The organism is Vibrio sp. 10N.261.52.A1, from assembly GCF_002876325.1.
Taxonomy (GTDB): domain Bacteria; phylum Pseudomonadota; class Gammaproteobacteria; order Enterobacterales; family Vibrionaceae; genus Vibrio; species Vibrio chagasii.
Genome location: NZ_MCYD01000694.1, coordinates 1 through 12,275 on the forward strand (window position 1 = coordinate 1; position 12,275 = coordinate 12,275).

The window sequence follows — 12,275 nt, forward strand, 5'->3', positions numbered from 1 at the left end:
GTTTTATATAGTTACGTTAATAATATGTTTAATAAAAATCACCTGTTTCAGAATATAGATTACGAGGAAGGAAAACTAAACAGCTCGTGGCGTGGTATTGAAATGACGCTTAAATTCTCGGCTGAATTGAGATGGACTAGAATAGCCAACTCGGCGTGCGGCATCACTGATACGTAGGCCTTCTAACTGGATTAGCTCCTTGGCTTTGTTAAGCCGAACCTTCTTCAAGTATTGGAGCGGTGATTCGAAAGTGACGTTACGGAAAGCATTATGGAAAGCAGACACACTCATATTCGCTTCGTCAGCTAGCGACTGAACAGTAATGGTTTGATCATACTCTTCATGCACTTTAGACAATGCTTTGGCGACGCGTGCGTAATGGCCATCATGATGGGCTAAATCAAACAGTACGCGGCCCTCAGAGCCTGTCAAAGCGCGATAAACAATCTCCGTCACCATTGCGTCACCCAAGATGTTGGCTTCGATATCGCAATGCAGTGTCTTCGCCAACCGAGTGAAACTCTCTAGCATCGCCGTTTCCATTCGAGTGGACTCTAAGCCACTCGAATTCTGTTTGTGCTTGTTACAATAACTCTCCAGAAAACCTTGCTCTTCGAGCTTTTTCACTAAGCTGTGCAAACGCTGAGAATCAATGTTGATCGACAAACCCATTAACGGCTCACCATCAACTGGTAAAGCTTCACACTCCAATGGCATTGGCACCCCCACCACAAGGTAATCACCTGCCGCGTAAGTTACTGGCCTGTCGCCTATGTAGATATTCTTTTTACCCTGTCCAAGCATGATGATACCTGACTGGTAAGTGAATGGTTGGCGCTGATTCCCACCACTACTGCGATACAACCATACGCCCTCTATCTCTGTTTCTCTGATCCCTTCAAGATCATCCCAACCTTTGAGTTCAACGTAAGATTGCAGTAACTGAGCGAGTGTATTCATAACAGGTGGTGTTCCATTCAAAGGGTGATGTTAGTTTGCACAAAAGCCCAAAGAGAATATCAATTATGTAGAAATAGGCAATTAGTTTGGAGAAATTGACCTTCACCACCCTAATTCCGTGTACTAATATGCAAATATAGAAATTGAGCACTACAACAAAATAAAAATTTTAGCTTTACACAAGGAACTGACGATGCAATTTACCTATGTTAACCCTACTGTTATCCACTTCGGCCAAGGTCAAATCAACGCTATCAGCCAAGCCGTTGATACTTCAAAGAAAGTGCTTGTCATCTACGGTGGCGGTTCAATCAAAAGCAACGGTGTTTACGACCAAGTAGTCGCAGCTCTTAAAGATCACGCTTGGATTGAGTTTTCTGGTGTTGAAGCAAACCCAACCAAAGAAACATTAGACAAAGCAGTCGCTATCGTTAAAGAGGAAAACGTAGAATTCATTATCGCTGTGGGCGGTGGTTCAGTAATCGATGGTTCGAAATACGTTGCAGCAGCAGCGAAATACGACGGTGACGGTTGGGACATCCTAACAGGCAAGCACCAAGTCACCGAAGCAACGCCAATCGGTGCGGTACTGACGCTTCCTGCTACAGGCTCTGAATCAAACATGGGTGCAGTAATCACTCGTAAAGCGACTCAAGAGAAGCTGGCTTTCCTAAACCCTGCGGTACAGCCTAAGTTTGCAGTTATGGATCCTGATGTAATGAAGTCTCTACCAGAGCGTCAATTGGTGAATGGTCTGGTCGATGCTTGGGTTCACGTGTGTGAGCAATACATCACTATGCCAGCTAACGCGATGGTTCAAGACGGCTATGCAGAAACATTGTTGAAAAACCTTCTTCTACTGGGTAAACAATACGACGAGCGTGATAACGACACATGGCGTGCAAACCTAATGTGGACGGCTAACCAAGCGCTAAACGGTCTTATTGGTACTGGCGTTCCTCAAGATTGGGCAACGCACATGATTGGTCATGAGTTCACGGCATTGTGGCATGTCGACCACGCGCGTTCTCTAGCTATCGTTCAACCTTCACTGCTTCGTAACCAGATTGAAGCGAAACGCACTAAGCTAGAGCAGATGGGGCTTAACGTATTTGGCTTAGAAACTGGCGCAGATTTAGCAGAGCGCACTATCGATGCTATCGAAGCCTTCTACCACAGCCTAGACGTAGCGACTATGTTTGATGGCTACGAAGCGGATAAAGCAACGGCTATCGACAACGTCGTTGCACAACTAGAATCACATGGCTACCTACAACTTGGCGAGAACCAAGCGATTACGCTAGCAAAAACTCGCGAGATTCTAGAGTCTGCGATCCATTAACGGTTAAAATTAAAGCAAAGAAATCAGGTTTCTAAATAAAATCGCGATAATTTAAAAATTTATCCAGCGAAACTGAACCAAATTCTTTGACCTTGCGTATACCCTCAAGCAGCGTCCTAATCCGGCGCTGCTTTTTATTTGCCCTACAAGATGCTATTAAATTCTCATAAGTTCCTAATTTTATGTGCAATCATATTTCTATATTGTTAAGGTAAACCTGTCTCTTTACTAGGTATGAACAACGATTTGAACAATCTTAAGGAAATGGTTAAGTTTAAGTCACTTAACAAGTGGTATGGTGATTTTCATGCCCTAAAGGATATCGATCTTAATATTGAACAGGGAGAGATTTTGGTGATTTGCGGACCATCTGGTTCTGGTAAATCCACTCTTATCCGCTGTATCAATCAGCTAGAACCGTTCGAAAGTGGCGAACTTTCCGTGTTAGAACAGTCGCTTCCCTGCAAGTTCAACACACCAGGCCAAGTTGGAATGGTGTTTCAGCACTTCCATTTATTCCCCCATCTTACTGTGCTCGAAAACTTGACTCTGTCTCCTATTCGTACGCTCAAAAAAAGCAAAGAAGAAGCAGAGAAAACCGCCATGCATTATCTCGAGTGTGTACACATCGCAGAGCAAGCGAATAAGTACCCGGCTCAACTTTCAGGCGGCCAACAACAACGTGTGGCAATTGCGCGCTCTCTTTGTATGAAGCCAGAACTACTACTATTTGATGAACCGACATCTGCCCTTGATCCGGAAATGATCAATGAAGTACTGGATGTAATGGTCGAACTGGCAAGTGAAGGCATTACCATGGTGTGCGTGACACACGAAATGGGCTTTGCAAAACGCGTTGCCGACCGAGTCATCTTTATGGACGAAGGACAGATCGTAGAATCAAATACACCACAGAGTCTGTTCGAAAATCCTCAACACGAACGTACTCAAGCGTTCCTAAACCAGATTCTGACTTACTGATGCTACTGAAAATAGTGAAACCCGCCCTCTCTGCCTTGGTACAAATTGTGGTGCTTGCGGCAGCCGTTGTTTGGATCCTCGATTCTGGTGCTCAGGCGATGGGATACAGCTGGCAATGGGATCGAGTACCTGACTACATCGCTTTCTATGAAGATGGTGAATGGTGGCCTGCAGAATTGATGGAAGGACTACTCGTTACCATCAATATCTCACTGATTTCTTTAGTTGCAACACTGGTGATTGGCTTAACCACTGCCCTATTACGTAATTCCAATTCGATTGTCGGTCGCACCCTCGCCACCAGCTATGTGGAATTGATTCGTAATACACCATTGTTGGTACAAATTTACCTGCTCTATTTTGTATTCGGCCCTGTAATCGGGCTGGATCGCTTTAGCACGGCTGTTTTAGCTTTGGCACTTTTCCAAGGGGCATACACCGCTGAGATATTTCGTGCCGGGTTAAATAGTATTTCTAAAGGACAGTTTGAAGCCGCTCAATCTTTGGGTTTATCAAAGACCTATACTTATTGGGATGTGATTCTTCCTCAAGTGGTACAACGCACGTTGCCACCTCTGACCAACGAAGTGATCTCCCTTATCAAAAACTCTTCGATTGTGAGTGTCATGGCTATTTTCGACCTAACAACCGAGGCCAGAAACATTGTTTCTGAAACTGCGATGCCATTTGAGATCTGGTTCTCTGTGGCAATCATTTATCTTGCACTTACACTTTCACTTTCTGCCGTTGCAGCTTGGCTTGAGCATAAGCTCGGAGCTAACTGGCGAACACAATAAGGATTTATCAGCATGAAGCTATTTAAAACCGCTATCACTGCTTTACTTGCGCTTGCCGTAAGTTTGCCTGCACTTGCGTCTGAAACGCCTAACTTAGACAAAATCAACGAGCGTGGCTCTCTACGTGTTGGCATGTCGACTTTTGTTCCTTGGGCAATGCGTAACAAACAAGGCGATCTTGTCGGCTTTGAAATCGATGTTGCAAAACGCCTTGCTGAGGATTCAGGCTGGAAAGTTGAATTTGTACCGACAGCATGGGATGGCATTATCCCTTCACTATTATCGAATAAGTTTGACGTAATCATTGGCGGTATGTCGATTACTGAAGCACGCGCTAAGAGTGTTCTTTTTACTGAACCATATTCTCACTCTGGTGTTCAACTGGCGGCTAACAAAGAGCTAGCAGAAGGCTTCAGCAAGATTTCTGATTTCGACTCTCGTCGAGTGAAAATTGCAGCTCGTCGTGGCGCCTTCACAGTTCAAGTTGCTCGTGAAACCTTCCCGAAAGCAAAAGTACTTCAGTTCGATGACGACGCTCAAGCGTTCCAAGAAGTACTAAACGGCAATGCACACGCGGTTATCGCTTCTAGCCCTAAGCCAGAGCACGAAGCGATCAAGAACGCTGACACGCTATTCATTCCATTTGATGAACGTCTATCAAAAGGCAACGAGGCATTTGCAGTTCGCCTAGGTGAAACGGACAAAGCGGAGTTCTTCAACGAGTGGATCAAAGCACGTACTGAAGATGGTTGGTTGAAAGAACGTTACGAGTACTGGTTCTCAACTCTAGATTGGCAAGATCAGATTGCTCAAGGCCAGTAATCGACGGCTAATTAGACGCTAAATAACCAATCAAGGCAGTACCTTACTGGTACTGCCTTTTAAGAAACACCCGAGATAGCTATAAACTCATAGCTCACTCTCACAACACATTAATTATCATTGTTTAACAGGAATGACGTGAGTAGTACTAGCGCATTATCAACGCCCAAGCCCAACCTTCACATGAAGCCTTGGTATCAACGCCTTAATCTCTTAGATGGTATGTTATTCGCCATCATTTGTGCGTTTGCAGGTTGGCTTTATTATCGCTCTGCTGTCGGCATTAACTATCAGTGGCGATGGGAAGACGCATTCACGCTGATCTTCATTCCCCCTTCTCAAGGTAGTATTCCTTACTTCTTCCAAGGCCTAGTCGCAACACTACGTTTAAGTTTGTGGAGTATGGTGTTGGCATTATCTTTCGGTACCCTGCTTGGGGTCGCAAGACACTCTAAAATCGCTTTATTTAAGACGCCAGCTCTGCTTTTCATCCAATTGGTTCGAAATATTCCGCCACTGGTTTTTGTGTTTATCTTTTACTTTTTTGTCTCTAACCAACTGATTCCTTTACTTGGTTTAGAAACCCTTTTGCGTGAACACAATGGCGACATCAACCAACTGCAAGCTTTTCTATTTGGCCCTGCCAACCTTTGGGAAAACTTAGCTTCTGGGGTTATCTGTATTGGTCTACTCTCTTCGGCGTATATCGCTGAAGTAATTCGTGCTGGCTTGGAAAGCATTCCTAAAGGCCAATGGGAAGCGGCGGACTCACTTGGTTTATCCGTCTTCTCAAAATATCGATATGTAGTAGGCCCACAGGTATTAACCGCGATTACACCACCTTTGGCTGGCCAAGCAATTTCGTTGGTAAAAGACACCTCGATTGTGTCTCTGATTTCGATTCAAGAAATGACCTTCGTTGGCACCGAGATGGCCAACTCATCCGGTTTGATCTTTGAAATCTGGCTGATTGTTGGCGCGGTTTACTTCGCACTATGCTTAACGCTCTCGCGCATTTTCAGAAAGATAGAGCAACGCTCAAGTGCTTATCTCAACCGCTAGTTTGCACTAGTCACTCCATTGTTTCTGTAGCACTTCAGTAACCTCTGCTTGACCTAGCCTATAATATTCATCAGCTTATCCTGATTGGTTTAACTCATTGACCAATCAGGATTAATCGTTTCAAAACTCTCGTCTAAAACGCAGCAAACCCTTCATTTAATTACTATACTTTGAATACCAAATCCCATCGGACTCTCTCAAAGGTCAAACCAACATGGACAATCATAAAGAAAGAGCATTTTATGCCGTTGTCGGCGCATTAGTGGGGGACGCTGCCTCTATGGGGCTGCATTGGTTATACGATCAAGAGAGGATCATACAGGTAGCGGGTTTTGAGCCTGAGTTTCGTTCGCCAAACGAGTCCGATTATCAAGATAAAGGCTATTTTGCTCACCAAGGAAAATCCGCAGGCGACCAATCACAATACGGCGCTCAACTATTAGCGATGGTCGATAGCCTAGTCGACAATCAACACTACGATGAAGCATGCTACATCAAGCATTTCCGCTTCTGGTTTGATTTCGGCGGCAGTTGGCAAGGTTACATAGATAAAGCGACGCGCATGAGCTTGCTGAATATCCATCAATTGGAAGTCGCCGATGCCCCCATCACAGCCTGTGGCGCTGATGACACGCAATTGCCTGCTGTTTCAAAAATTATCCCATTAGTGGCTTGTACTTATACGTCTCACACCTTACCAGCGATGGTCGAAAGCGCGGTTCGAGTCACCAACAATAATGACAAAGCCGTCGAATGGGCGCAGGCAATCACGCTGCTAATTCAAGCTGCGATACAAGGTAACTCTCCATCACAATCGGTAGAGATGGTAAGACAAACCTGCAGCAGGTTTATACACGATCAAATCGATGAAGCACTAGCCGAGCCTGAACTTTCAATCACTGAGGCTGCAAAGAAATTTGGATTGCATTGTGAATTAAGCGCCGCGTTCCCACTGCTGATTCGCATCATTGCAGGCGCTCAAAGCTTTAAACAAGGTATTCGAGATAACATTTTATGTGGCGGTGATAGTTGTGGGCGTGCGATTGTGATTGGCGCAGTATTAGCGGCTTGTTTCTACGAAGAAGACGGTGCGATTCCAAAAGAGTGGCTGAAACAAGTCGAGCTCAATGGTGGTTTATTGTCTCTGCCCATTGAGTAATTTGTATTAAGCCCATGTAACCTTTCTAGTAATAAAAACTAAAGCGCCTCTCGATTCCTTGCTCGACAGGCGCTTTTCTTTCCACTATTCACTTCAACGAGTGGCTTAAACGGATAGCTTCATTTTCGGACTATAAACTTAGCGGCTCCCTACGACCGCTAGTTTGTCACTATGACTAAACCTATTTCGTTCCTCATTCCTAGAACTGATACGCGGCAGAAAGCTTGTAGTTACGGCCAGGTTCATAATCATCCAAGGTAAAGCCTCTTGCGGTACCTGAACGAGATGCGTGCGAGGTGTATTGCTCGTCAAACACGTTGTCGATACCAAAGGTAACAGACAGGCCATCGACCGTTGATGGCACCCATTGCGCATAAAGGTTATGAACATCGTAACCTTCTTTAATTGGCTGACCATCGAATACGTTATCTTCGTCTTTTACAAACATCGAGTTCCACCCAAAGATCGTTTCAAGCGCTTCAGACTGATAATCCAGAGTCAACGTGATGCTATCGCCCATATCAATACTGCGACCATTTCCACCCGCGACAGCGCCGCCTGTGTCTTTGTTTTTAGTATCTGAACGTGCATAAGAAAGTTTACTGTTAAACATCTCGTAGCCGTAAGACAAGCTTGCTTCAAAGCCTTTGATCTCCACATCGCCTAAGTTGTAAATCAAGTAACTTTGGCTTGTACGCTGGTACTCTTCTGCAATGTAATCATCAATATTGGTTTGGAATACAGTTAGGTTTGCCCCAACAAAGTGATCATCAATACGCTTGTCGAAACGCACGCCACCTTGTGTGTTCTGCCCTGTTTCAGCTTTGATATCATCCGCTAAGTACGCGGCATCTTGATACGCAATAAAGGTCTCCATCAACTCAGGGCCTTTAAATAACGAACGTGTGCTCGCAAACAGCGTCCAATCTTGTGTCATATTCCATTGCGTCGCTAAAGACCAAGTTACATCATCGAAATCGTCATTTCCTGTCTCAGCTTTACGCTGATAATCATCAAAGCGAATACCCGCTGTGATCGAGAAGGCTTGAGTAAAGTAGAACTGGTCTTCAACAAAAAGCGCGGTAGAAATGGCCGATTCATCCATAAACTTACTGCTGCCGTAATAACTGCTTGATGACTTGTCCATGTAATCAAAACCGTAAGTCGCAACATTATCAAACGACATCAAACGGTAGTCCGATTGGAACTTAGCATTCACGCCAAAGTTCTGATTCTTTGCCGTGTTTTTAGACAAACGGTTCGATGGCCAGCGTGGTGCCATAACAGTTTCATCACGCTTAATTTCAGTTTGAGTGTTGTAAAGCGTCACGTCACCTTGATGAATATCGCCACGTAGCTCATAGCTTGCAGTGACGGTGTCACGATCGTAATCGGTCGGGATTAGAATATCGTTAGAAAGACCTTCATTCGCGCCACCCGACATATCCGGGCGTGGACTATAATCACCGCTATCGCGGTAGAGATCATAAGCGAGTTCAAATCGGTGCAAGTCGCTCGGTTCAAAGCCAATTTTACCTAGAATGTTATATACATCCCCTTCTGAACCAAAGGTCTCATTGCCGTCACCATCTTCAAAGTTATCACGGCTCATGTAGTGGCTGTAGAGCATGGCATCAACGTTATCCGATAATAAGCCATACACAGTTAAAGAGCCTTGCTGACTTGCGTTAGTGGCATAACCGCCATAGACACGAGCTCCGAATCTTTCGTCGTAACGAAGCAGGTCTTTTGCATCTTTAGTTTCAAACAACACAGAGCCACCGAGTCCATTTTGCGTGACTGAGTTGTTACCTACTTGGATATCGGCCGATTTCAAAATGTCTGGGTTAAGCGTGAGGTTGCCAATATGGTGGAACATGTTGGCGTGCTGAGATGCGCCATCAAGTCGAATATCGAGGTCCGTTTCGCTCAAGCCACGAATCGTAATCCTTTGGTTCACCGAGTGCGTGCCGCCAACATCAACACCCGGAATCTCACGTAGTAGATCAGACATATGGTCAGCTTGCTTAAGTGACATATCGTCGGCAATGATCGATTCGGTGTTACTAGATACCTTCGTTCCCCACACCACCACTTCGTCAAAGTGCGATGTGTTCTCTTCTGCTATCACAGGGCTGCTAACCGCACTGGCTATGGCAATACAGAGGGCTGAAAGCTTGATTGTTGAGCTGACTGGGCTTTCCATAAATTCAATCCTAGGTGTAAATGATAATAATTCGCAAATATGATAGGGTTGTAATTTATAAATGCACAGATGATTTGCTTATGCGAAAACGCATAGCTGTTATGAGGAAAGGTCAAATGGGTGAAGTAACGTCAGAGCAAACTAAACTTGCCGAAATGGCTGTGGCGAAAGCGAATGTGATAGCCAAAAAGTCTACATTTACCAAGAAGGTTGCTCTCACCAAAAAGCTAGAACAGACTGAAAAACAGATCATCGTGACACAAGGTCAAACTAAGCAGACTTCACTCGCTGAGGGGAAGTTTCTTTCTTACCAATACAACGACCAAATTTTTGTCCATGGTGGTCGCTGTATCGAACTGGTCGACAGTAATATCGTATCTACGGCCCACTCCGCTATTTTGATTACTATCCTTCTAGAAGGAAAACTCACCTTTGGCTACGACGATTTGGAGTTCGACCTCGATGCCAGCAATGGACCACAAGGCGTGGTAGTGAACTTAGCCAAACCAGCCAACTTTAGACGTTCTTTAATTCAAGATAATAAAATGAATAAGATCAATATCTTGGTTAAACCACAATGGATTAAAACACGTTTGAGTGATCACTGTTCAAGTAAGTCATTCTTAGATTCACACAAGGCTTGTTACGATATTCAGATCAACACTGACATCATTCAACTCGCTAGCAAACTTACAAGCCAAGCAACACCAACCAACTTTCAGGACAAGCTTGTGGTCGAGACACTGACTCAACAGCTACTTGCGCAAATCTTGTCTCAAATACCGCTCCAATGTTGCCAAGAGTGCTCCACTGAAAATATAAACGTTAGCCAAAATAGCACGAATATAAACAGTGGTTTTGCTGAAAACAATAGCCAAGTTAAGGCCGAAAAAGGGTTCGATAATAAGATAGAAGACATCATCAGCTACATTGAAATCAACCTGGATCAGCCGCTCAGCCTTGAAAGTATCGCGCGTCGGTTCTCAATGAGTGTCTCCAATTTACAACGCCGCTTTAAGCAGTCTTACAACCTAACCATCAACGGCTATATTCGCCACCGACGCCTAGATATCGCACGTTTGCATTTAGAGCGTGGCTTAGTTTCAATCACCGAAGCGGCCTATGAAGCGGGCTATCAACATCCTTCAAACTTCACCAATGCGTTTAAGAAAGCGTTCGGTGTGCCACCCCATGAGCTTGCTAAACAGTCGGCATCAAGAGTCAATTAGCTTTTGCCTTTAGGAGGCGTTGGTTCAATAGCTGGAACACACTGCGACAGCTCACTCTTCAGCCAAGTTACGAACAAGTGGCCTGAATCATCTTGATCGCTGTCTTGCGTGAGCAATATGTACTGATGACCAGAAGGTACAAAGCCAAACGGAGCGATCAAGTTGCCTCTTTCAATATCATCGGCGACAAGTGGGTAAGACCCAAGTGCAATCCCTAACCCATCAACAGCCGCCTGAAAGCAAAAGTAGAAGTGTGCGAATGTTTGGTTCATTGCTACTTGCGATAACACCTCACTGTCTACTGCGTCTTTTGTGATAGACATCCAATGCGCCCAAGCATTCTGTCGAGTACTGCTGTGTAATAGCTTTATATCTCCCAAGTTGTCCTTTATCTGTTGCCAGTATTCAGGAGAACAAACGGGACCAACCCACTCTTCTACTAATCGTGTCTGTTTATAGCTTTCGGTTAGCTTAAAATCATCCCGTCGAATTGCCATATCGAGCCCTGTCGCATCTAGATTCACAGCCCCACCAGCAGTCGACAAACGAACATCAATACCCGACTCGGCGTAAAAATCGCCTAAACGAGGCATCAACCAGCGCATGGTCAATGTTGGTTCGCACGACACTTCGAGCGCGTGGTTGTTCGGTTGGTTAAGCTTTTGGATACCTGTGTCCAACGCCTGAAACGCTTGCTCTGTGTAGCCTTTAAGCAACTCACCCTCTTTGGTCAAACACACATTGCGACCCTGCTTATAAAACAGAGTTTGTGACAAGTGGCTTTCTAACACCTTGATCTGTTTGCTCACCGCACCATGGGTAATGTTCAGCTTTTCTGCCGCTTCGCTATAACTCATCGAATGTGCGGCGACATGAAAAACATGAAATGCTTTAAGATGCCTCATATGTGATTTTTTCTCACAGTTTCGTGGATTTCATTTCGATTATAGGTAGCAAATAAAAACCATACAATGACGGCTCATCAAATAAGAGAGTTGGAGTATTTATGGAGTGGTTAAGCTTAGCGGTGTTGGGGCTATTAATTGTTATAAGCCCCGGTGCTGATTTCGTTTTAGTTCTGAAGAATAGCGTCAATCAAGGTAGGCAAGCCGGTATTTGGACAGCGTTAGGGGTAAGCCTAGCGATTTGTGTTCATATTAGTTATTCAATGCTAGGTATCAGTTACCTAATTTCACAGAATGAGCAACTTTTTGACATCATTCGATACGCAGGTGCCGCTTACCTTGTTTACTTAGGGATTAAAGGAATTATAAGCGCAGACAACAAACTTGCCCCTATGGAAGGAACGACGCAGAGCATCAGTGTTTGGCGTTATTTAGCCCAAGGCTTTTTGTGTAACGTACTCAACCCTAAAACCATGTTGTTCTTCTTGAGTATCTTCAGCCAGGTCATTTCACCTGACGCTGAAAACCAACATATCGCACTCGGTTACGGGCTTTACATGATTGTCCTTCACGGCGTGTGGTTTGGAATTGTCGCAATGTTATTTACTTCGAAGACTTTGCAAAAACACTTGTTGAAAGCCAAGAAAAGGCTCAATCAAGCCTGCGGATTTGGCCTTTTAACATTCGGAGCATTATTAGCAATAAAGTCGTAAGCTCAAGTTTCACGATTTTTTCACTAACCCCTACTTATCATTTTATGGAGCATCGTTTTTTATTTTCAACGATGCTTTTTTGTTTTCTAAGTTGAGGTA

Annotated in this window: 11 protein-coding genes; 8 read left to right on the forward strand and 3 right to left on the reverse strand. The window is 44.5% G+C overall.

The genetic code is table 11. The features are described 5' to 3' along the window. Positions 1–75 precede the first annotated feature (75 nt). Positions 76–960, reverse strand: a complete 885-nt coding sequence (locus tag BCT81_RS13595; protein ID WP_102424761.1) for an AraC family transcriptional regulator — start codon at positions 958–960, stop codon at positions 76–78. Between the two features lie 193 nt (positions 961–1,153). Between BCT81_RS13595 and BCT81_RS13600 the strand changes: the two genes are divergently transcribed. The 6 genes from BCT81_RS13600 (at position 1,154) to BCT81_RS13625 (ending at position 7,123) form a co-directional block, all read left to right on the forward strand. After that, positions 1,154–2,302: an iron-containing alcohol dehydrogenase gene (locus BCT81_RS13600; RefSeq protein ID WP_102424762.1), complete on the forward strand. Its 1,149-nt coding sequence runs from the start codon at positions 1,154–1,156 to the stop codon at positions 2,300–2,302. 234 nt (positions 2,303–2,536) lie between these two features. Continuing rightward, positions 2,537–3,283 carry an amino acid ABC transporter ATP-binding protein gene (locus BCT81_RS13605; protein ID WP_102424763.1) on the forward strand — a complete coding sequence of 249 codons (747 nt, stop codon included), beginning with the start codon at positions 2,537–2,539 and terminating at the stop codon, positions 3,281–3,283. Beyond that, entirely contained in the window at positions 3,283–4,080 is a 798-nt protein-coding gene (locus BCT81_RS13610; RefSeq protein WP_102424764.1) for an amino acid ABC transporter permease, read from the forward strand. The genes BCT81_RS13605 and BCT81_RS13610 overlap by 1 nt, the downstream gene beginning before the upstream one ends. Positions 4,081–4,092: 12 nt before the next feature. Then, positions 4,093–4,902, forward strand: coding sequence for a transporter substrate-binding domain-containing protein (locus tag BCT81_RS13615; protein WP_102424765.1), 810 nt, complete (start codon positions 4,093–4,095; stop codon positions 4,900–4,902). A gap of 138 nt (positions 4,903–5,040) precedes the next feature. Continuing rightward, positions 5,041–5,964, forward strand: a complete 924-nt coding sequence (locus BCT81_RS13620) for an amino acid ABC transporter permease (protein ID WP_102424766.1) — start codon at positions 5,041–5,043, stop codon at positions 5,962–5,964. 214 nt (positions 5,965–6,178) lie between these two features. After that, positions 6,179–7,123, forward strand: a complete 945-nt coding sequence (locus BCT81_RS13625) for an ADP-ribosylglycohydrolase family protein (RefSeq protein ID WP_102424767.1) — start codon at positions 6,179–6,181, stop codon at positions 7,121–7,123. 199 nt (positions 7,124–7,322) lie between these two features. Here the strand turns inward: BCT81_RS13625 and BCT81_RS13630 are convergent, their stop codons facing one another. After that, positions 7,323–9,329 carry a TonB-dependent siderophore receptor gene (locus BCT81_RS13630; RefSeq protein ID WP_102424768.1) on the reverse strand — a complete coding sequence of 669 codons (2,007 nt, stop codon included), beginning with the start codon at positions 9,327–9,329 and terminating at the stop codon, positions 7,323–7,325. A 20-nt stretch (positions 9,330–9,349) separates the two neighbouring features. On the opposite strand from BCT81_RS13630, the gene BCT81_RS13635 reads away from it, so the two are divergent. Beyond that, positions 9,350–10,558: an AraC family transcriptional regulator gene (locus tag BCT81_RS13635; RefSeq protein ID WP_102424769.1), complete on the forward strand. Its 1,209-nt coding sequence runs from the start codon at positions 9,350–9,352 to the stop codon at positions 10,556–10,558. Here BCT81_RS13635 and BCT81_RS13640 read toward each other — a convergent pair. After that, complete coding sequence (locus BCT81_RS13640) at positions 10,555–11,463, reverse strand: LysR family transcriptional regulator (protein ID WP_102424770.1); 909 nt, start codon at positions 11,461–11,463, stop codon at positions 10,555–10,557. The two genes, BCT81_RS13635 and BCT81_RS13640, sit on opposite strands and share 4 nt — an antisense overlap. Before the next feature lie 101 nt (positions 11,464–11,564). Here BCT81_RS13640 and BCT81_RS13645 point away from each other — a divergent pair, with 101 nt between their 5' ends. Then, on the forward strand, positions 11,565–12,176 hold the full coding sequence (locus BCT81_RS13645) for a LysE family translocator (protein WP_102424771.1): 612 nt from the start codon (positions 11,565–11,567) through the stop codon (positions 12,174–12,176). Positions 12,177–12,275 lie beyond the last annotated feature (99 nt).

What these genes read in the sequence shown, in the direction of transcription:
- BCT81_RS13615 (WP_102424765.1), top strand. Translation starts at nt 4,093, where the DNA reads ATGAAGCTATTTAAAACCGCTATCACTGCTTTACTTGCGCTTGCCGTA.
- BCT81_RS13630 (WP_102424768.1), bottom strand. Translation starts at nt 9,329, where the DNA reads ATGGAAAGCCCAGTCAGCTCAACAATCAAGCTTTCAGCCCTCTGTATT.
- BCT81_RS13625 (WP_102424767.1), top strand. Translation starts at nt 6,179, where the DNA reads ATGGACAATCATAAAGAAAGAGCATTTTATGCCGTTGTCGGCGCATTA.
- BCT81_RS13605 (WP_102424763.1), top strand. Translation starts at nt 2,537, where the DNA reads ATGAACAACGATTTGAACAATCTTAAGGAAATGGTTAAGTTTAAGTCA.
- BCT81_RS13610 (WP_102424764.1), top strand. Translation starts at nt 3,283, where the DNA reads ATGCTACTGAAAATAGTGAAACCCGCCCTCTCTGCCTTGGTACAAATT.
- BCT81_RS13600 (WP_102424762.1), top strand. Translation starts at nt 1,154, where the DNA reads ATGCAATTTACCTATGTTAACCCTACTGTTATCCACTTCGGCCAAGGT.
- BCT81_RS13645 (WP_102424771.1), top strand. Translation starts at nt 11,565, where the DNA reads ATGGAGTGGTTAAGCTTAGCGGTGTTGGGGCTATTAATTGTTATAAGC.
- BCT81_RS13635 (WP_102424769.1), top strand. Translation starts at nt 9,350, where the DNA reads ATGATAATAATTCGCAAATATGATAGGGTTGTAATTTATAAATGCACA.
- BCT81_RS13640 (WP_102424770.1), bottom strand. Translation starts at nt 11,463, where the DNA reads ATGAGGCATCTTAAAGCATTTCATGTTTTTCATGTCGCCGCACATTCG.
- BCT81_RS13595 (WP_102424761.1), bottom strand. Translation starts at nt 960, where the DNA reads ATGAATACACTCGCTCAGTTACTGCAATCTTACGTTGAACTCAAAGGT.